The sequence below is a fragment of the Amycolatopsis sp. NPDC026612 genome, from assembly GCF_040638285.1.
In the GTDB taxonomy this organism is placed as follows: Bacteria; Actinomycetota; Actinomycetes; order Mycobacteriales; family Pseudonocardiaceae; genus Amycolatopsis.
On sequence record NZ_JBEZYB010000041.1, the window covers coordinates 26,340 to 45,639 of the forward strand.

Annotated in this window: 20 protein-coding genes; 13 read left to right on the forward strand and 7 right to left on the reverse strand. The window is 72.4% G+C overall.

The genetic code is table 11. The features are described 5' to 3' along the window. The 3 genes from AB0F15_RS29535 to AB0F15_RS29545 are packed head-to-tail and all read right to left on the reverse strand — an operon-like array spanning position 1 to position 3,529. Positions 1-960, reverse strand: coding sequence for a phytoene/squalene synthase family protein (locus tag AB0F15_RS29535; protein ID WP_360277171.1), 960 nt, complete (start codon positions 958-960; stop codon positions 1-3). Continuing rightward, complete coding sequence (crtI, locus tag AB0F15_RS29540) at positions 957-2,432, reverse strand: phytoene desaturase family protein (protein WP_360277173.1); 1,476 nt, start codon at positions 2,430-2,432, stop codon at positions 957-959. The genes AB0F15_RS29535 and crtI overlap by 4 nt, the downstream gene beginning before the upstream one ends. Continuing rightward, positions 2,429-3,529, reverse strand: coding sequence for a polyprenyl synthetase family protein (locus tag AB0F15_RS29545; RefSeq protein WP_360277176.1), 1,101 nt, complete (start codon positions 3,527-3,529; stop codon positions 2,429-2,431). Before AB0F15_RS29545 ends, crtI begins: the two co-directional genes overlap by 4 nt. A 169-nt stretch (positions 3,530-3,698) precedes the next feature. Between AB0F15_RS29545 and AB0F15_RS29550 the strand changes: the two genes are divergently transcribed. After that, on the forward strand, positions 3,699-4,589 hold the full coding sequence (locus tag AB0F15_RS29550; RefSeq protein WP_360277179.1) for a MerR family transcriptional regulator: 891 nt from the start codon (positions 3,699-3,701) through the stop codon (positions 4,587-4,589). 107 nt (positions 4,590-4,696) lie between these two features. After that, positions 4,697-5,707, forward strand: coding sequence for a DUF5914 domain-containing protein (locus AB0F15_RS29555; protein WP_360277181.1), 1,011 nt, complete (start codon positions 4,697-4,699; stop codon positions 5,705-5,707). Between the two features lie 64 nt (positions 5,708-5,771). On the opposite strand, the gene AB0F15_RS29560 is transcribed toward AB0F15_RS29555, so the two are convergent. Further along, complete coding sequence (locus AB0F15_RS29560; RefSeq protein ID WP_360277184.1) at positions 5,772-6,800, reverse strand: LacI family DNA-binding transcriptional regulator; 1,029 nt, start codon at positions 6,798-6,800, stop codon at positions 5,772-5,774. A 127-nt stretch (positions 6,801-6,927) separates the two neighbouring features. Between AB0F15_RS29560 and AB0F15_RS29565 the strand changes: the two genes are divergently transcribed. The 7 genes from AB0F15_RS29565 (at position 6,928) to AB0F15_RS29595 (ending at position 14,622) form a co-directional block, all read left to right on the forward strand. Next, entirely contained in the window at positions 6,928-8,595 is a 1,668-nt protein-coding gene (locus tag AB0F15_RS29565; protein WP_360277186.1) for a right-handed parallel beta-helix repeat-containing protein, read from the forward strand. A gap of 3 nt (positions 8,596-8,598) precedes the next feature. After that, positions 8,599-9,642, forward strand: coding sequence for a LacI family DNA-binding transcriptional regulator (locus tag AB0F15_RS29570; RefSeq protein WP_360277189.1), 1,044 nt, complete (start codon positions 8,599-8,601; stop codon positions 9,640-9,642). Positions 9,643-9,745: 103 nt separating this feature from the next. Next, positions 9,746-10,669 (forward strand): sugar ABC transporter permease, encoded by a 924-nt coding sequence (locus tag AB0F15_RS29575; RefSeq protein ID WP_360277192.1) that lies wholly within the window; start codon positions 9,746-9,748, stop codon positions 10,667-10,669. Continuing rightward, complete coding sequence (locus AB0F15_RS29580) at positions 10,659-11,564, forward strand: carbohydrate ABC transporter permease (protein ID WP_360277195.1); 906 nt, start codon at positions 10,659-10,661, stop codon at positions 11,562-11,564. The genes AB0F15_RS29575 and AB0F15_RS29580 overlap by 11 nt, the downstream gene beginning before the upstream one ends. Positions 11,565-11,585: 21 nt before the next feature. After that, positions 11,586-12,890 carry an extracellular solute-binding protein gene (locus tag AB0F15_RS29585; RefSeq protein WP_360277198.1) on the forward strand — a complete coding sequence of 435 codons (1,305 nt, stop codon included), beginning with the start codon at positions 11,586-11,588 and terminating at the stop codon, positions 12,888-12,890. Further along, on the forward strand, positions 12,887-13,768 hold the full coding sequence (locus tag AB0F15_RS29590; RefSeq protein ID WP_360277201.1) for a PmoA family protein: 882 nt from the start codon (positions 12,887-12,889) through the stop codon (positions 13,766-13,768). The genes AB0F15_RS29585 and AB0F15_RS29590 overlap by 4 nt, the downstream gene beginning before the upstream one ends. Continuing rightward, complete coding sequence (locus AB0F15_RS29595; protein ID WP_360277204.1) at positions 13,765-14,622, forward strand: SGNH/GDSL hydrolase family protein; 858 nt, start codon at positions 13,765-13,767, stop codon at positions 14,620-14,622. The genes AB0F15_RS29590 and AB0F15_RS29595 overlap by 4 nt, the downstream gene beginning before the upstream one ends. Before the next feature lie 70 nt (positions 14,623-14,692). Here the strand turns inward: AB0F15_RS29595 and AB0F15_RS29600 are convergent, their stop codons facing one another. Together AB0F15_RS29600 and AB0F15_RS29605 are read right to left on the reverse strand one after the other, a co-directional pair. Further along, entirely contained in the window at positions 14,693-14,938 is a 246-nt protein-coding gene (locus AB0F15_RS29600; protein WP_360277207.1) for a hypothetical protein, read from the reverse strand. Next, positions 14,935-15,534 carry a TetR/AcrR family transcriptional regulator gene (locus AB0F15_RS29605; protein WP_360277210.1) on the reverse strand — a complete coding sequence of 200 codons (600 nt, stop codon included), beginning with the start codon at positions 15,532-15,534 and terminating at the stop codon, positions 14,935-14,937. The genes AB0F15_RS29600 and AB0F15_RS29605 overlap by 4 nt, the downstream gene beginning before the upstream one ends. Before the next feature lie 80 nt (positions 15,535-15,614). On the opposite strand from AB0F15_RS29605, the gene AB0F15_RS29610 reads away from it, so the two are divergent. Continuing rightward, the gene (locus tag AB0F15_RS29610) at positions 15,615-15,983 is read left to right on the forward strand and encodes a DUF1330 domain-containing protein (protein WP_360277213.1); all 369 of its coding nucleotides are present in this window, start codon (positions 15,615-15,617) and stop codon (positions 15,981-15,983) included. Further along, on the forward strand, positions 15,983-16,732 hold the full coding sequence (locus tag AB0F15_RS29615) for an alpha/beta hydrolase (RefSeq protein ID WP_360277216.1): 750 nt from the start codon (positions 15,983-15,985) through the stop codon (positions 16,730-16,732). The genes AB0F15_RS29610 and AB0F15_RS29615 overlap by 1 nt, the downstream gene beginning before the upstream one ends. Positions 16,733-16,735: 3 nt before the next feature. On the opposite strand, the gene AB0F15_RS29620 is transcribed toward AB0F15_RS29615, so the two are convergent. Next, entirely contained in the window at positions 16,736-18,043 is a 1,308-nt protein-coding gene (locus AB0F15_RS29620) for a cellulose binding domain-containing protein (protein ID WP_360277219.1), read from the reverse strand. 247 nt (positions 18,044-18,290) lie between these two features. Between AB0F15_RS29620 and AB0F15_RS29625 the strand changes: the two genes are divergently transcribed. Both AB0F15_RS29625 and AB0F15_RS29630 read left to right on the forward strand, forming a co-directional pair. Further along, positions 18,291-18,773: a hypothetical protein gene (locus tag AB0F15_RS29625; RefSeq protein WP_360277222.1), complete on the forward strand. Its 483-nt coding sequence runs from the start codon at positions 18,291-18,293 to the stop codon at positions 18,771-18,773. Between the two features lie 145 nt (positions 18,774-18,918). Next, positions 18,919-19,299, forward strand: a complete 381-nt coding sequence (locus AB0F15_RS29630; RefSeq protein ID WP_360277225.1) for a VOC family protein — start codon at positions 18,919-18,921, stop codon at positions 19,297-19,299. Position 19,300: the final 1 nt, after the last annotated feature.

Genomic DNA, 19,300 nt, shown 5'->3' on the forward strand with positions numbered 1-19,300 from the left:
TCAGCCCACCGCCACCGGGACCGGCGCGCGGTGGCGACGCCGTGCCCACTGCGTGCGCGCGACCGCACCGCAGGCGACCGCCAGCCGCTGCCCGCGGGGGACCGCCGCGCGCCCGGCGAAGACGTCGTGCCCGGCGTCTTCGATGCGGCCGAGGATCCCGGCGTACAACGTCGCCGCCGTGGCCACGCACGGGCGGGAAACCGGGTGCAGCATGGCGATTCCCGGCTTCGCCTCGGCGTACACCTCGCGGGTGACGGCGATCTGGTCGCGGATCGCGGCCCGGACGGGCTGATCGGCCCGGCCCTGCCGGGCGCACCACGCCAGCCGGTCGCGGTCGACGCCGTGGGCGGACAGCTCGTCGGCCGGCAGGTAGACGCGCCCGCGGGCCAGGTCTTCGGCGACGTCGCGCAGGAAGTTGGTGAGCTGGAACGCTTTGCCGAGCGCGGCGGCCCTCGGCTCGGCCTCCGCGCGGGGCGCGACGGTGCCGAGCACCGGCAGCACCTGGAGCCCGATCACCTCGGCCGAGCCGTGCACGTAGGTGTCGAGCTCGCCGCGGGTGGCGTAGCCGGTGACGCTGAGGTCCATCCGCATCGAGGTGAAGAACGCGCGGAAGTACGCCTCGGCCAGCGTGTACCGGGCCGCCGTGTCGATCACCGCGGTCAGCAGCGGGTCCTCGCTCGCCCCCGCGGCGAGGTCGGCGAGGAAGCGGCTCTCGACCTCGTCCAGGCGGCGGGCGAGCGTTTCGGGGGTGGCGTCGTCGTCCGGTTCGTCGACGATGTCGTCGAGCCACCGCGCGAAGCCGTACAGCGCGTGGATCGCCGGCCGCTGCGCCGGGGTCAGCAACCGCGTCGCGAGGAAGTACGTGCGGCCGTGCCGGGCGTTGAGCCCGCGGCACCAGGTGTAGGCCACGCGCAGCCCGGGTTCGTGGATGCCGGCGGCGTCGAGTTCGCGTCGGGTCATCGGGTCCCTCCGGTGATCCGGTCCGCAGCCAGTCTGCCGGAAATCAGCACGGTCGGCACCCCGACGCCCGGCACCGTGGCGCCGCCGGCCAGGACGACGTTGTCCGTCCCGCGGGGGAGGTTCCGCGGCCGGAACGGCCCGGTCTGGGCGAAGGAGTGCGCGTAGCCGAACGGCGTCCCGGCGACCAGGCCGCGGTCCGCCCACTCGGCCGGGCCGATGACGTGCGTGAACTCCGGTTCGAAGCCGGGGAGGAGCCGGGTCCGGGCCACGTCGAGGATCTCTTCGGCGTAGGACGCCGTCTCGGTGGCCCAGTCCGCGGGGCCGCGGTCGAGGTTCGGGACGGGGGCGAGGATCGAGTAGAGCTCGCGACCGGGCGGGGCGAGCCCGGGATCGGACGCGGTCGGCCGCGTGACGAGCAGCGACGGATCGCTCATCCGCCTGCCCTGCGCGATGAGCTCGTCGAACGTCGACCGCCACCCGTGCCCGAAGGAGATGGTGTGGTGGGCGAGGCCGGCCTGCCCGGAGGGGCCGCCGGCGTGCACGACGAGCGCGGACGGCGCGGCCCTCAGCGGCACCGGCCGTCGCGGACGCCGGCCGAGCAGCCGGTAGCTTTCGGGCAGCTCGGTGGTGAGGACGACGGCGTCGCACGGGTAGCGGGCCCCGGCGGCGGTGCGGACCGCGGTGACCCGGGCTCCGGCGCGGTCGAGCCCGCTCACGGCGTCGCCGTAGCCGAACTTCACCCCGGCGTCGGCCGCGACGCGGGCGAGCGCCCGCGGCAGGGCCGCGACGCCGCCGGGCGGGAAGTAGACCCCGCCGACGGTGTCCATGTACGAGATGACCGCGTACAGGGCGAGCGCCCGCATCGGGGATTCACCCGCGTAGAGCGCCTGGAAGGTGAACACCCGTTTCAGCCGCTCGTCGGCGAGGAACCGGCCGACCTGACCGTCCAGCCGCCGGAACCCGCCGAGCGCCACGAGCCGGGCCAGTTCCGGCCGGAGCATGTCGAGCGGGGAGTCGATGTTCGCGTCGATGAACCGGCCGAACTCGGCCCGGTACAGCTTCGTCAGCCAGTCGCGCAGGCGGGTGTAGCCCGCGGCCTCGGCCGGCCCGGCGAAGTCGCGGATCGCGTCGGTCATCGCGGCCGCGTCGGTGTGCACGGGCAGCGTGCTGCCGTCGGCGAACTGCGCGACGTACGCCGGGTCCAGCCGGGTCAGCGGCAGTTCCGCCGCGAGCTCGGCGCCGACCGCGCCGAAGGTGTCCCGCAGGATCGACGGCATGGTCAGCACGGTGGGCCCGGTGTCGAGGAGGTAGCCGTCCCGCTCGACGCGTCCGGCGCGGCCGCCCGGGCCCGGATCCCGCTCGAGGACGGTCACTTCCCGGCCCCGCCCGGCGAGGTGCAGAGCCGCGGCCAGCCCGGCCAGACCGGCGCCCACGACGACGACGCGATCCACCGGTCCGGGCACGGTCTTCATCGGTCGCGCTCCGTGCAGCGGGCCGCCAGGGTGGCGAGCAGGTCGGCGGCGTGGCGGGGGACGACCGCGGGGTCGATCGCCGCGAGGGCCTTGTCGGCCCGTTCCCTGATCAGCTCGCCCATGCGCTCCCGCGCGCCGGTGGCGACGATGAGTTCGCGCCAGCGGCTGACCGCGTCGTCGTCGATCGTGGGGAGCTCGAGCAGCTCGGTGAAGGCGGCCTGGCGGCGCCGGCCTGCCATCGCCGCGGCGAGCACGACCACGCTGGACGCCTTGCGGTCGCGCAGGTCCTGTCCGGCCGGCTTGCCCGTGACGGTGGGATCGCCGAACACGCCCAGCAGGTCGTCGCGGAGCTGGAACGCCTCGCCCACCAGGCCGCCGAACTCGGCCAGCCCGGCCGTCAGCTCCGGGCCGCACCCGGCCAGCGCCGCACCGAACTCCAGCGGCCGCCGCACCGTGTAGTTGCCGGACTTGCGGCGCAGGACGTCGAGCACGGTGTCCCAGCTCGGCAGGGCCCGCGCGTCGTTCACCAGGTCGGCCAGCTGGCCGACGGCCAGCTCCGTCCGCATCGCGTCGTAGTGCACCCAGCCGCGCGCCAGCTGTCCCGCGGTCAGGCCGCTTTCGCGCAGCAGCTGCTCGGACCACACCAGGAAGAGGTCGCCGAACAGGATCGCGGCGGACTCGCCGAACCGGGACGCCGAACCGGCCCAGCCCTGCTCCTCGTGCCAGCGGGTGAACCGGACGTGCAGGGCGGGACGGCCCCGGCGCAGCGGCGAGCCGTCCATCACGTCGTCCTGGACCAGGGCGAAGCAGTGCAGCAGTTCGAGCGCGGCCACCGCCCGGATCGCGGCGCCGGACTCCGGCTGCCCGCACCGCCACCCCACGTACGCGAACAGCGGGCGGAGGCACTTTCCGCCCGCGACGAACTCCGGCAGCGCGGTTTCGGCCAGTGCTCCCTCGGCGCGTCCGGAGAAGTGTTCCGCCGCCCGCTCGCTCACGAAACCGTGCGCCTCGGCGAGGCAACGCCGGGCCAGTGCGTCCAGCCCCTCGGTGGCCGCACTCCCGGTGGGGACGGTCCCCGTCGTCATGGTCGCGGTCATCGGCCGCCCTCCCGTGTCACTGATTCGATTCGCAACCGTTTCACATGAGGCGTAGCTTGTCCACTTGAACCCGGGAAAAGGGGCTCCGACACCCGGCAGCGTTGCGCAAGCGATCCGATCGGGTCGTCTCGCTGTACCGCTCGTCCCGGCGTGTGGAAACGTGGTGCTGATGGACGTGGACGCGGGGAGTGGCCGGGAGGAGCCCCGGGCCGGGGGCTCGTGGACGCCCGGCAAGGTCGCCGAACTGCTCGGTGTCTCGCCGGTGACGCTGCGGACGTGGGCCGCGCGCTACGGCGTCGGTCCCACGCTGCGCGACGACGGGCGGCACCGGCGGTACTCCGACGCCGACGTCCGCCGGCTGCAGTACATGCAGCGGCTCATCGACCGCGGGATGCGGGCCAGGGAAGCCGCCGCGGCGGCGTTCTCCAGCCTCGGCGACCCGGTGCCCGAGGTCTCCGTGGACCGGCACATCGAGGAGCTCGAGCGGGCCGCGGAAGCCCTCGAATTCGCGTCGCTGGCCGCGTTGCTGGACGAAACGCTGGACGCGCTCGGACCCGCCGCGGCGTGGACCGGCGTGCTGGTCCCGGTGCTGCGCCACCTCGGCGGCCGCTGGGTGCGCGGCGACGTGTGCTTCGACTCCGAATGGGTGCTGACCACGGAGATCTCCCGTGCCCTGCAGCGCTACAGCGCCGGGTTCGCGAACACCCCGCCCGGCCGGCCGGTGCTGCTGGCCTGCTGCCCCCAGGAGCGGCACAGCCTGCCCATGGAGGTGCTGCGGGCGGCCATGGCGGAAGTCGGCATCCCGGCGGTCTACCTGGGCCAGATGGTCCCCGCCGAGACGACGATCGCCATCGCGGCCAAGCTCGACCCCGTCGTGGCGTTCCTCTGGGCGATGTCCGCCACCACCGTCGACGACCTGCTCGCCCGTCGGCTGCGGCGGCGCGGCGTCGAGGTCGCCGTCGCGGGACCGGGGTGGGCCGGTCTCCTCGAGCTGGACGTCACCTGGGTCGACGACCTCGCCGCCGCGGTCGGCCTGGCCACTGACCGCCTGAAGGCGTGAAGGCTGCCCGGGGTGCCGGGCAAAGCGTTGCGCAATCGCTTCAAGTGACCGAGGATGGCTCGCGTGCCGGTCGTCCCGACCGGCCGGATCGGGCGGGAGCGTGTCGGGTGGACCTCAAGCGGCAGGTTATCGAGCGCTGGCCGGCGCGGTGGCCGGTGCAGCCGTTCCGGGAGCCGGCGTGGGCCCGGCAGGAACCCGCCTACGCGGACTGCAGCCCCGCGCTGATCGAGGCAGCGGTCAAGCGGGCGGGTGCCCGGCCGGCCGGCAACTGGTTCGTCTTCGCGGCCGGCCGGGAAGTGCGCGCCGACCGGCCGTTCGGCGTGCGGGTGGGCGGGCGCGAACTGGTCGCGTGGCGCGGGCCGGACGGTGCGCTGCTCGTCGGCCCGGGCGCGTGTCCCCACCTCGGCGCACCGCTGGACCAGGCGCGGGTGCACTGCGGTGAGCTGGTCTGCCGGTGGCACGGCCTGCGCGTCGGCGCGGACCGTCCCGGGTGGACGGCCCTGCCGTCGTACGACGACGGCGTCCTGGCGTGGGTGCGGCTCGACCGGCTCGGCGGCGAAGAGCCCACCGAGCGCCCGGTGGTGCCGGTGCGCCCGCCCGGCACCACGGTCGACGCCGTCGCGACGCTGGCCGGCACCTGCGAGCCCGAAGACGTCGTCGCCAATCGCCTCGACCCGTGGCACGGCGCGTGGTTCCACCCGTACTCGTTCGCGCGGCTGCGCGTGCTGTCGGCACCACAGGGCATCGACGTCGCCGAGGCCGACGACCGGTTCGTCGTCGAGGTGACGTTCCGGCTCGCCGGGAAGATCGGCGTCCCGGTGATCGCCGAGTTCACCTGCCCCGGCCCGCGCACGGTGCTGATGACCATTGTGGACGGTGAGGGCACCGGCAGCGTGGTGGAGACGCACGCGACCCCGCTCGGCCCCGGCCCCGACGGCCGGCCGCGCACCGCGGTGATCGAGGCGACGATCGCCGCCTCCGACCGGCCGGGCTTCGCCAGGGTGGCCCCCTTCGCCCCGGCCCTGCGCCCGCTCATGCGCCGCGCCGCCGCCCGGTTGTGGCGGGACGACCTCGCCTACGCCGAGCGCCGCTACGCGCTGCGGGAGGAGCACCGCTGACCCGCCCGTGCCGGAAGCGCCCACGCGTCCTTTGTGGATCGTGCCGGCCCGGTCGGTGGCCTGCCTACCCGGGACGGCGTGGGGTGCTTTCCCGCAGGACGACGGTCGTCGGCAGCCACACGACCTCGCCCTCGGCCGCGTCGGCCAGCGCGAGGTCGAGCGCGCGGCGGCCCATCGCCCGCATGGGGACGCCGACGGTGGTCAGGGCGGGGTCGACGTCCGTGGCGGCGCTGATGTCGTCGAAGCCCGCCACCGCGAGGTCGCGGCCCGGGACCAGGCCCGCATCGCGCAGTGCGCGCAGGGCACCGATCGCCATCACGTCGTTGACCGCGAACACGAGCTCGACGCCGTCGAGGCCGCGGTCGAGCAGCCGGGTCATGGCCGCGTGGCCGCCGTCTTCGGTGAACCCGGTTCCGACTTGTTCCGCCCCGGCGATCCCCGCCGCGGCGAGGCCGGCGACGAACCCTTCCGCGCGGTCGCGGGACGTGCGCAGCGCGGGGGGCCCGTGCAGCACCGCGAACCGCCGGTACCCGTGGGCGACCAGTGCGGCCGCCAGCTCCTCGGCGGCCCGGCGGTTGTCGACGGTGACCGTCCCGTACGGCAGGGACGGCTGGCTCACCACGGCCACGCGGCCGCCCGCGGCTTCGTACGCCCGCAGTTCGCCGGCGAGCGCGTCCTCGTCGTCCGCGATCCGGCTGCCGGCGAGGATGATCGCGTGCGGCCGGTGACCGCGCAGGGTCGAGACGATCTCCAGTTCGCGTTCCGGTGAACGGTCGGTGACCGCCATGGTCACCGTCAGGCCGGCGGCTTCGGCGCCTTCGATGGCCCCCGCGGCGATGGCGGCGAAGTACGGGTCGGCGATGTCGTGGACGATCAGCGCGACCGTCTTCGTCGAGCCCCGGGCGGTGGCCTGGGCCGAAAGGTTCGGCGCGTAACCGAGTTTCGCGGCCGCCTGCAGCACGAGCGCCAGCTTTTCCGCGCTGACGTTGCGGGTGCTGCCGTTGAGCGCGCGCGACGCCGTGGCCGCGGAGACGCCGGCCTCCGTGGCGACGTCCCGCAGCGTGGGGGAGGAGCCGGTGGGTGCCTCGGTCATGGGGTGGCGGGCTCTTTCCGTCGATTCGCGGTTCTTGTGCAACTCGACGATAGGTGGTGGAATACGTTTTCCGACAGATCCCGACAGTGTCGGACATGTGGCTCCACAACGGCGTGAGGAGTAGCACGTGTTCCGTGTCTTGAGGCACCCCGCCCCCGGCCTGTTCGCGGTGGCCCTGCTGGCCGCCTCGGTGCCGGCCGTTCTCGCTGCCCCCGCGGGCGCACAGGCCGCCGGCGTCAGTTACTACGTCGACGCGGCGCAGGGCAACGACAGCGCAGCCGGGACGGACAGCGCGCACGCCTGGCGCAGTCTCGCGCGGGTCGGCCAGACGACTTTCCGCCCCGGGGACCGGATCCTGCTGCGGGCGGGCGGCCGGTGGACCGGGCAGCTGTGGCCGAAGGGCTCCGGCGCTTCGGGTGCGCCGGTCACCGTCGACCGGTACGGCGACGGCGCGAACCCGCGGATCGACGGAGCCGGTGCGGTGGGCGACACCGTCCGCCTGGCCGACCAGGAGTTCTGGACGATCCGGCACCTCGAGGTGACCAACCAGGCGCCCGCGACGAGCACCCCGGGCGCGAACCTGAAGGACCTGCGGGGGATCCACGTCACCGGCAGCGCCGGCCGGCCCCTCCACGGCTTCGTCGTCGACGGGGTGAACGTCCACGACGTCACCGGCGAGGTGAACTGGATCAGCGGCGACACGGCGGACAACGCGCCCGGCATCCACTTCAAGATGGGCTGGGACCGGTCGAAGAAGACCGGCGGCATCGTCTTCGACGCCGCGGTGGCGAACCCCGGCGCCCCGGCGGCCCCGACGGTGCTCGACGACATCACGGTCCAGAACTCGGTCATCGCGAACACCTCGTTCGCCGGCATCGTGGTCAAGCAGTACTCCGGGGACGCCCCCGGTGCCGTGGCCACCGGCTGGGGAAGCCGCACGAGTGCGGGCGACACCAGGTTCACTCCGCACACGAACGTGGTCATCCGCGGCAACCACCTCAGCCAGCCGGGCACCGCCTACGGGTGCAACGGCGTGTACCTCACCGGCGTCCGGCACGCGGTCGTCGAGCAGAACGTCGTCGACCGGGCCGGGACGTCGGGCATCGAGGCGTACTTCGCCGACGACGTGACCATCCAGTCCAACGAGGTCGCCGGGACCACGCCGAAGGCCCACGGCGCGGACTCCAACGGCATCGACGCCGACAAGGGCACCACCAAGGTGGTCGTCCAGTACAACTGGTCGCACGGCAACGGCGACGGCATCCTGCTGTGCCAGTTCGTCTTCGGCGACGTCGTGCTGCGCTACAACGTGATCGCCGGCAACACCCGCTACCCGGTCTACCTGCACTCCGACAAGGCGTCGAAGGCCAAGGTGTACGGCAACACGCTCTACAACGACCGCGGGAAGTACCTGGTCTACGGCTACGGAACGTCGCTGACCTCGACCTACGACATCTCGGACAACATCCTGTACTCGAAGGTGGCCGGGGCGTCGCTCACCACCAGCTCGACGATCCGCTACGACAGCAACCTGTACGGGGGCGCGACCCTGCCGGTGCCCGCCGGTGACGCCCACGCCGTCCGCGCGGACCCGCAGTTCACCGGGGCGCCGGACTACACGGCGGGCACACCGCAGTCCGGGCCGCGGCTCACCGCGGCGTACGGTCTGCGGGTTCGTTCCGGCTCGCCCGCCATCGACCGGGGCGTCGCGATCAGCGGCAACGGCGGCCGCGACTACGCGGGGGCCCCGCTGTACACCGGCAAGCCGGACATCGGCGCGTTCGAAGTGGGGTAGGCCATGCCGCATCCGGCGCGGGACACCGTGACGCTGCACGACGTGGCGGCGGCCGCGGGGGTTTCGCTCGCGACGGCGTCCCGGGTGCTGGGGGCCAGCTCCCGGACCGTCGCGCCGGAGTTCCGCGAGCGGGTGCTGGCCGCGGCCGAGCGGCTGCGCTACACGGCGGACGCCTCCGCGCGGGCGATGCGGCAGGTGAGCGACTCGCTGGCGCTGGTGGCCGACGACGTCACCACGCCGTCGATGGCCATCGTGGTGTCGGCGATGGAGCGGGCGGCCAGCACCACCGGCGCGTTCGTCACCGTCTCGGCGACCCACGGCGACCCCGGCCGCCAGCTGGAGACCATCCGCCGGGTCCGCGCGCTGCGGCCGCGGGCGCTGGTGCTGACTTCGGGCCGGGTCGACGCCGACGCGGTGGCCGGCGGGCTGCTCGCGGAGCTGCGGGCGTACGAGCACGACGGCGGCCGCGTGGTGATCGTCGGGGACACCGACCTGCCGTTCCACTCGGTCGGGTTCGACAACCACCGAGCGGCGGCCCGGCTCGGCCGGTACGTGGCCGACACGGGGCACCGGCGGGTCGTGGTCGTCGCGGGCGGCCGGGGCGAGGCCGCTCCGGCCGCCCGGACCGCCGGGTTCGTCGAAGGACTCCGCGCGGGGGGCGTCGCCGAGTCCGCCGTGCGGATCGTGCACTGCCCGGTGAGCCGGGAAGGCGGGTACGAGGTGGCGCACCGCCTGGCCGCCGAAGGGCTGCGGGGGACCGACGCCATCCTGGCGGTCAACGACCTGATCGCCGTCGGCGCGCTGCGCGCCCTGCGCGAAGCCGAGGTCGCTGTGCCGGACGACGTGTCGCTGACCGGCTTCGACGACATCGGGGCGGCGGTCAACGTCACGCCGAGGCTGACCACCGTCGCGCTGCCGCTCGCGTACGCCGGGACGGAGGCGATCCGGCTCGCCCTCGGCGAACCCGGTGCGGTCACCCACGTGACCGTCGAAGGGCGGCTGGTCGTCCGCGACAGCACCCGGGAACGGGCCGCGACGGCCGGCTGACCGGCTCTCTTCCGGAACTCTTCACGAGCACTCTTGACCAGCACTGTGCTGCCCGCCACACTGCTGGAATGCGTTTTCCGAGTCTCACCGACGAGGCGACGGCGTGAGCACCCTCGACGAACTCCGGGGACTGCGCCGGCGCGGCGCGCGGTCCACCAAGCGGGACAACAAGGCCGCGTTCTGGTTCCTGCTGCCGTGGTTCGCCGGGCTGGTGTTCATCACCGCCGGCCCGATCGCGGCGTCGCTCGGGCTGGGCTTCACCAAGTACAACCTGATCCAGCCGCCCAAGTTCATCGGGCTGGGCAACTTCGCCCGGATCTTCGGCGACGAGCGGCTGCACAACGCGCTGCGCGTCACGTTCACCTACGTCCTGGTCTCGGTGCCGGTGCAGCTGGCGTGCGCACTGGGGGTCGCCATGCTGCTGGACCGGGGCCTGCGGGGCCTGGCGTTCTACCGGTCGGCGTTCTACCTGCCGTCGCTGCTGGGATCGAGTGTGGCGATCGCGGTGCTGTGGCGGCAGATCTTCGGCACCGAGGGGCTGGTCAACCGCGTGCTCGGCCTGGTGGGGATCAGCGGGCACGGGTGGATTTCCGACCCGGATTCGGCGCTGTCGACGCTGATCGTGCTCAACGTGTGGACGTTCGGCGCGCCGATGATCATCTTCCTGGCCGGGCTGCGGCAGATCCCCCGGGTGTACTACGAGGCCGCGGCCATCGACGGCGCGGGCAAGGCGACGCGGTTCCGGCGGATCACCCTGCCGCTGCTGTCGCCGATCATCTTCTTCAACCTGGTCCTCCAGATCATCCACGCGTTCCAGTCGTTCACCCAGGCGTTCGTGGTCTCCGGCGGCACCGGCGGGCCGGCGGACTCGACCATGCTCTACACGCTTTACCTGTACCAGCAGGGTTTCGCGCGGTTCGACATGGGCTACGCGTCGGCACTGGCGTGGTCCCTGCTGCTGATCATCGCCGGGATCACCGGCCTCAACTTCTGGGCGTCGAGGTTCTGGGTGTTCTATGACGACTGAGACCGCCACCCCGCCGGCCACCGCCGTCCCGCCGCGTGCGCGACAGCGCGCCCGGCGGCCGTCCGCCCGCGGTGTCCTGAGGACCGCCGGGAAGCACCTCGGTCTGCTGCTGCTCGCGGTGCTCATGCTGTACCCGGTGCTGTGGATGGTTGTCAGCTCGCTGCGGCCGAACGACGAGATCTTCCGCAGCCCGGGTCTGGTGCTGGACCACCTGCGGGTGCAGAACTACGCCGACGGCTGGACCGCGCTGGCTTCGCCGTTCGGCCACTACCTGGTCAACTCGGCGATCGTGGTGCTGGGCTGCATCGTCGGGAACCTGGTGTCGTGTTCGATGGCCGCGTATGCCTTCGCGCGCCTGGAGTTCACCGGCAAGCGCTGGTGGTTCGCCGTCATGCTCGGCACCATCATGCTGCCGGTGCACGTGATCATCGTGCCGCAGTACATCCTGTTCTCCCAGCTGGGCTGGGTGAACACGTTCCTGCCGCTGATCGTGCCGAAGGTGCTGGCCACCGACGCGTTCTTCGTCTTCCTCATGGTGCAGTTCATCCGCGGGCTGCCGCGGGAGCTGGACGAGGCGGCGCGCATCGACGGCTGCGGGCACCCCCGGATCTTCCTGCGGATCATCCTGCCTCTGATGAAACCGGCGCTGGCCACCACGACGATCTTCACGTTCATCTGGACCTGGAACGACTTCTTCAGCCAGCTGATCTACCTGACCGACCCGCAGATGTACACCGTCCCCGTCGCCCTGCGCTCGTTCGTCGACGCCACGTCGACCACCTCGTGGGGGTCCCTGTTCGCGATGAGCGTCCTCTCCGTCCTCCCCATCTTCCTGGCGTTCCTCTTCGGGCAGCGGTACCTCGTCCGCGGGATCGCCACTACCGGGGGCAAGTAGCTCCCGAAAGGAATCCAGGCCATGCGCTCGAGACTCCTCCGCCACGCCGTGTGGGCGGTGCTGCTGACGATGACCGCGGCCCTGCCGGTCGCCTGTTCGTCCTCCTCCGGCGGGGGTGACGAGCTGTCGGCCGGGCCGGTGACACTGCGCTTCTCCTGGTGGGGCGCCGACGACCGGCACAAGCGGACCCAGCAGGTGATCGACCTCTTCCAGAAGAAGCACCCGAACGTCACCGTGCGCGGGGAGTTCAAGGACTGGAACAGCTACTGGGACAGCCTGGCCACCACGGTCGCCGCCAACGACGCCCCCGACGTCATCCAGATGGACGAGCTCTACCTCGCCTCCTACGCCCAGCGCGGCGCGCTGCTGGACCTGAACACCGAGAAGACCCACCTCAAGACCGGCGACTTCGACCCCAAGGCGCTGGCCACCGGCGCGATCGACGCGCAGCAGTACGGTCTGCCCGTGGGCCTCGGCTCGTACGCGATGGTGGCCAACACCGACTTGCTGGCCAGGTACGGGATCCCGCTCCCGGACGACAACACGTGGTCGTGGGACGACCTGAAGAAGGTCGGGGAGCAGGTGTCGAAAGCCGGCGGCGGCGCGGTGTGGGGCGTGCAGTCCCCGGGCTTCAGCGACGCGGGCGGCCTGCAGATCCGGGCCCGCCAGGCGGGCGGGACGCTGTTCGACGACAAGGGCAAGGTGGCCATCGCGCCCGAGGTGCTCACCCGCTACTTCGCCTACCTGCTCGACCTGGCCCACGGCGGTGCCGCGCCGCCGCCGTCGGTCACCATCGAGAAGGCCGGCGGCACGCTCAGCCAGTCGGCCGTGGCCACCAACGCCACCGCGTTCGGCTTCTACTGGAACACCCAGCTGACCGCCTTGAGCGCCGCGAGCGGCCAGAAGCTGAAGCTGCTGAAGCTGCCCGGGGAGGCCCAGGCGCACGCCGAGTACTACAAGCCGTCGATGTTCTGGTCGGTCTCGGCCCGGTCGCAGCACCCGGCGGAAGCCGCGCTGCTGCTGGACTTCCTGGCCAACGACCCGGACGCGGCGAAGATCATGCTGACCGACCGCGGTGTGCCGGCCAACAGGACGATCCGCACGGCCATCGACGGCGGCCTGAAGCCCACCGACAAGGCGGCGGCCGACTACCTGAACCGGATCACGGTGACCGATCCGCCCCGCGTCACCCCCAACGGCGCCAGCACGGTCGAAACGATCCTCAAGCGGCACACCGAAGACGTGCTGTTCGGCCGGGCCACCCCGGACAAGGCGGCCCAGGCGTTCATCGCCGAGCTGCAGGCCGACATCGACGCGGCCCGATGACCGCCGAGATCGTCCTCACCGGCGACGGCGTGGCGGCGCGCGCCGGTGAGGTGGAGCTGTTCCGGTACGTGTACCAGCCGCCGACGTCGCCGTTCGAAGGCCCGAAGCCGTACCTGCACCCGGTGCGGACGCTCGCCGGTGACGTCGTGACGGCGTTCCGGCCGCACGATCACCGGTGGCACAAGGGCCTGCAGATGACCGCCACGGACGTGTCCGGCCAGAACTTCTGGGGCGGCGTGACGTACGTGCGCGACCGGGGTTACCTGGAGCTGCCGAACGTCGGCACCATGCGGCACGTGGACCTCGTCGTGGAACAGGATGGCTTCGCGGAACGGCTGACCTGGCACACCCAGGCCGGCGAGCACTGGGTGGACGAGGTCCGGCGACTCGCCGTCCACGACGTCGACGGCGAGTCGTGGGCGCTGGAGTTCGCCACCGAGCTGACGAACGTGCGGGGCGCGCCGCTGGTGTTCGGCAGCCCGACGACCAGCGGGCGGGACCTGGCCGGGTACACCGGGTTGTTCTGGCGCGGACCGAGGGCGTTCACCGACGGCGAGATCATCGCCGCGGACGGCCAGGGCGGTCCGGGGATGATGGGCAAGGAAGCCCCGTGGCTGGCCTACGTCGGGCACCACGACGAGGTGGACCGGTCGTCCACCCTGCTGTTCCTCGACCACCCCGGCAACGAGGTCACCCGCTGGTTCGTCCGCGCGACGCCGTTCCCGGCGGTGAACCCGTCGTTCGCGTTCTTCGACGAGCTCGGCCTTGCGCCGGGCGGGACACTGAACCTGCGTTACCGCGTCGTCGTGGCCGACGGCGCCTGGGACCGTACCCGGCTCGAATCCTATGTGGAGGGACATCCGTGGACTCCTCGGTGAACGACAGACTGCGCAGGCTCGTCCTGACCGTGGCGCTGGTGCTGACCGCCCCGCTGGTGGTGGGGACCGGGACGGCGGCCGCGGCACCCGGCGCGGCGTGCGCTGCGGGCACCACCGTCGCGAAGACGGCGGCGGCTCCCGCGATCAAGGTGTGGATGGCGGGCGACTCGACCATGGCGGACCCGAAGTCGACCTGCCCGGTGGGCTGGGGGAGCCGGTTCGACCGGCTGTTCACCGACGACGTCACGGTCGTCAACAAGGCGGTGGCGGGGCGCAGCGTCCAGACGTGGCTGTACGAATCGAACGTCACCGGCCAAAAGGACTCCGCCGGCGAGTGCGTGGTGAACCCGAAGACGTACGCCCAGCGGTGGCTGGACATGCTCGACCCGGTCCAGGGGATGCACGCGGGCGACTACCTGGTCGTCCAGTTCGGCATCAACGACGGCGACCCGAACTGCCCGCGGCACGTGGGCCGCGCCCGCTACCAGAGCCTGCTGACGACCATGGCCAAGGCGGCCCGGGACCGCGGCGCCCACCCGATCCTGCTGACCCCGGTCGCGGCGATCACGTGCAGCGGCAGCACCGCCGTCGGCAACCGCGGCTTCCTGACCGAGACCGCCGCCGCGGGCACGGCAACCGGAAGCCCGGTGATCGACCTGCACAAGCTGAGCTACACGCTGTACAACACGCTCAAGCTGTGCCCGAACAACGGCGACTACACCCAGGGCGCGGTCGGCGCGTTCTTCTGCAACGACCACACGCACTTCGAAGCCGCCGGTGCGGACAAGATCGCCGGCGTGGTGGCGAAGGCGTTGCGGGACCAGAAGATCCCGCTGGCGAGTTACCTGAGGTAGCCGGGCCGGGCGGAGCCGGCCTTCGGTCGGTTCCGCCTCGCAAGGCCCGGTGGCCACCGGCGGCGCCGGCTCATTTTTCGGCAAGGCTGCGTATGTGCTTCAGTGCGCTGTCGACGAACACCCGGCGGGCTTGGAGGTGTTCTCCGTAGGCCTGCTGCCATTTCGGGTGGTCGGGGTGTACGTCGTCGGGGGCCAGACCGGCGCCGGAGTCCTGGGAGAGGTTCATGACCGACTCTTGGTGGGCCATTTCGCGATCGGTGGTCGTGCTCGGATCTGTTGCGCCGTTGACCGAATCGCAACGGCGCGGGTTGTTCACCGCCGGAGGGCCCGGCGCCACTGGCCGGTGACGCTGTGGCGCAGCCGTTCGGTGTCGACGCTTCCCGGATCGAGCAGCCGCTGCAACGCGATCCCGCGCAGCTGGCCGACGACGGCGATCGCCACCTCGTCCGCGTCCGCGCTCGCGTCGATGGTGCCGGCTTCGATGCCGGCCTCGACGTCTTCGGCCAGGTCGGCGCGGAAGGCGGCGTCCCGCTCGCGGAAGATCGGGGCCAGTTCCGGCTGGGTCGCGGATTCCGCCCACAGCAGCAGGAAAGCCTGGTTGAACACCCCGATCCGGCCGAGTTCGCCGAGGTAGCCGTCGATCAGCCGCAGCAGGCGGTCGAGCCCGGGCGGCAGGTCCTCCAGGCCCGGGACGAACCCGGCCTGGGTGGCGCGTGCGAGCCGCTCGACCAGTGCCTGCTTCGCGCCGAAGTGGTGGGTGACGATGCCGCGGCTGTACCCCGCTCGTTCGCCGACGCGGGCGAGGGTCAGGGCGCGGACGCCCTGCTCGACGACGAGTTCGGCGGCGGCGGTCAGCAGCGCGGTTTCGGCCTGGTCGCGGCGTTCCTGCTGGGTGCGGCGTGCGGTGGGCATGGGATGGAGTCTAGCAAAGTAACTTGCGTGTCGACTAACAAGTATGTGTAGGGTGGTGGCACGCACTCCAGGAGGTTCTGATGATCGAAGTCGAAGACCGCGCCCTTGACGCCCTGCTCGCCGACGACCCGGGCGGCCCCGTCGTCATGCTCAACCTGCTGCGGTTCCGCCCGGACGGCGGCCGCGAAAGCTACCAGCGCTACGCCGAAGCCATCGGCCGTGACCTCAACCCCCGCTACGGCTTGGCGGTGGAGTACCTCGGCGTCGGCGGCCCGCCGATCGTCGGCGAGGACGGGCAGGCCTGGGACATGGTGGTGCTGGTCCGCTACCCGGACCGGGCGGCGTTCGCGGCCATGATCCGCGACCCCGAATACCAGGCGATCACCCACCTGCGCACCGAGGCGCTGGTGGAGTCGGTGCTGCAGCCGACCACGCCGATGGCGGCCTGATGCCGGTGGTGTTCGTGCACGGCAACCCCGAGACGGCGGCGGTCTGGGATCCGCTGCTGGCCGAGCTCACGCCGTCGCGGTCCGACGTCGTCCGCCTGTCCCCGCCCGGCTTCGGTGCGCCCCTGCCCGCCGGCTTCGGCGCCACCCCCGCCGGCTACCACGACTGGCTGGCCGGCGAACTCGCGGCGTTCGGCGAGCCGGTGGACCTGGTGGGCCACGACCTGGGCGGTGCGCACGTGGTGAACGTCGTGCTGAGCCACCCTGACCTGGTTCGCAGCTGGGTCAGCGACGTGCTCGGGGCCTACGACCCCGGGTACGAGTGGCACGAACTCGCCCGCCGCTGGCAGACGCCGGGTATCGGCGAGGCCGACGTCGCCGCGAGGTTCGGTGGCACGGTGGCGGAACGCACCGCGGTGCTGGTGGAGCGGGGGATGGGCCGGGCGGTCGCGGCCCGCGTCGCGGCGGGGCAGGACGAGGCGATGGGCCGCGCGGTGCTGACCCTGTACCGGTCGGCCGCGTCGGGTGGGCTCGGCCTGGGGTTGCCGCTGGAACGCGCGGCGGCCCGGCCGGGTCTCGCCATCCTGGCCACGGCCGACCACGTCGTCGGCACCGGGGAACAACGCCGCCGGTCGGCCGCCCGTGCCGGAGCCCGCGTCGCCGTCCTCGACGGCGCGGGCCACTGGTGGATGACCGAGGACCCGGCCCGCGCCGCCGCGGCGCTGACCGGGTTCTGGGCGACTATCCGCTGAGGGTCAGCGGGCGGTGCAGGCCAACCCGGCCAGCGGCTGGGCCGTGCCGCTCACGACGGCACCCCAGGTGGTCGTCGCCCCGGCGGCCAGCGTCCCGTTGTAGGTCTGGTTGGCCGCCCGCACCTGCTGGCCCGTCTGCGTGGGCACGGCGTTCCACGAGTTGGTCACCTGCTGGGTGCCCGCGAACGAGAACGCCGTGGCCCAGCCCGAAAGCGCGGCCGAGCCGGTGTTCCGCACGGTGAATTCCAGCTGGTGGCCCCCGGTCCACGACGACGTGACCGCGGCGGTCGCCGTGCACGACGCCCCGGCCGGGGTGGTCGGCGTGGTGGGAGTCGTGGTGGTGGGGGTCGTGGTCGGGGTACTGGTCCCGGTCGTGTAGCTGATGCCGGTGTAGGCGGCCGAGCACCCGGAAAGGCACTGGTCCGGCAACGTGAAGCGGTAGACGCGGCCGTCGTTGACGAGCGTGTCACTCGCGTCCCGGACCCGGATCGCGTACGCGGTGCCGGCCGTGGCGGTCGGGCCGATCACGAAGGCCTGGCCCAGGTCGCTGTCGGGTTGGGCCTGCTGCCAGGTGCCGTCCGCGCCGAGGAACTCCACGCCGTGGACGCCGTTGGGCAGGTGCGACACGGCAATGGCGGTCCAATACCGTTGCGCGCCTTGGAGGAAGCCGAGTTTCAGGTCGCCGGTGTAGCTCGGGGCGGCCACGTAGGACCAGGAGATCCGCCGGTTGTTCCAATGCGCGGGGTTCATGTCCCCGACCGGGACGCCGTTCTTCACGAACCGGTTGAGCGACGCGGTCGCCAGGTCGAGGTGGCCGGGATCGTCGCGGCACCAGGCGTTCGAGTCGCCGCAGCTGTCGGCCACGACCATGGTCAGCTGCGCGCCGGCGTAGCCGTCGGACACCCAGGAACCGTTGCGGCAGAACGCTTGTCCCGGCGCGCCGTCGTTGGTCCCGGTGCAGTAGTCGCCGATGGTGACCTGCACGAACCGCCCGCAGTTGCGGCCGTTGTCCCACAGGCCGATCTTGGCGGCCTGCGAAGGCGGGATCGGCCGGGGGTAGAAGCTGTAGTCACCCGGGGTGTTGTAGACGTTGAGGGCGACGAAGTCCGGGGAGTCGAGCATCTCCTGGGGCAGACCGCAACCGCCGTAGGGGGCACCGAGCGCGTCGAAGTGGGTCGCGTTGCCCGTCACCGGTGTCACCGGCGCGGCCCCCGACTTCCAGGGCCACAGCAGGGAAACCCCGACGACGAGCACGGCGATCGCGGCGAAGACGGCCGGGCGCGTGGCCGGGCGGCGGGAGGCGGATCCCATGGACTCTCCTTCCGCCTTCGGTGCCGCGGCAGGCGAAAGCGGCCCCGGCGGCGTTGTCTGGAAGCGCTCCCAGAGTCCTCCGCGCCCTGGCGGTTGTCAATCGCCTCCCGCGTTCCCGGCCCCACGCGCGGTCCGGCCGGATAAACCGGCTCGGCCTCCGGCGCGTGTTCTGTCGCGGCTCCGCTCCGGACCGCGACAGGCCCAAGGAGGAACCATGCGGAAGAGGTTTGCACCCCTTCGTCGAACAGTGACCGTGCTCTGTGCCGTCGTCCTGTCCCTGGCCGGCGCCGTGGCCGGCTCGGCCTCGGCGGGGGCGTCGGTCCGGGACGGTCTCGTGGAGGGGCCGCCGCCGGGCTACGGGGGACCGGTGTCCACGTGCACGGGTGTCCTGGTGTACGACGCGCCCTTGTTCAGCGCTGCGGGCGGCTACGCCGGTTCTTATGTGGAGGTCCACTACACCAGTGCCGACAACGGCACTCTGTGCGCGAAGACCTTCGACAACATCGAGGGCCGCCACCACATGGAGATCGTTCTCCGCCGCACCACGTGGCAGACGCCCTGGGCCGATTCCGGCACGTACGAAACCTATGCCGGTGGCATCCAGCACTTCGGGACCGGGGGCAACGTCTGCGTGACCGTGTTCAGCAGGGTGACGGTGAACGGGGTGAACTACGAGGACCGGATCGGCCTGGTTCCCGGCTACGCGGGCGACGTCTGCTGGCTGCCCTGACCACCCACGTTCCGCGGCCTCACGGTTCGCGGTGGCCGGCCGGCGAAGCCCTGGCGTACCAGTCTTCGCCGGCCGGCCACGGGGGAGCGTTGCCCGGCTGACGAGAAGCCCTGCGCGACCACCACGCTCCGGGTAGCCTCACGCCGTGCACCGCAGCCGGTTGTTCGGGATCTTCATCGACACGCCCGCCGCCGAATCCGGGGCGGCGGCCGGCTTCTGGTCCGCCGCGCTGGGTGCGCCGGCGCGTTCCGTGGCCGGCGAAGAACAGTTCACCGCACTGGACGGTGCCCTTCCCGGCTTGATCGTCGACATCCAGGCGATCGACGGCGCACCCCGCTACCACGTCGACATCGAGACCGACGACGTCGCGGCGGAGGTTGGCCGCCTGACCGCGCTGGGCGCGGAGCCCGTCTCCCGCTGGCTGGACTGCCACACCCTGCGCGCGCCCGGCGGTCACCTGCTCTGCGTGGTGCCGATCCACAGTGACCCGGAGACGTTCCGGAGGCTCGCGAACACGTGGCCCTGAC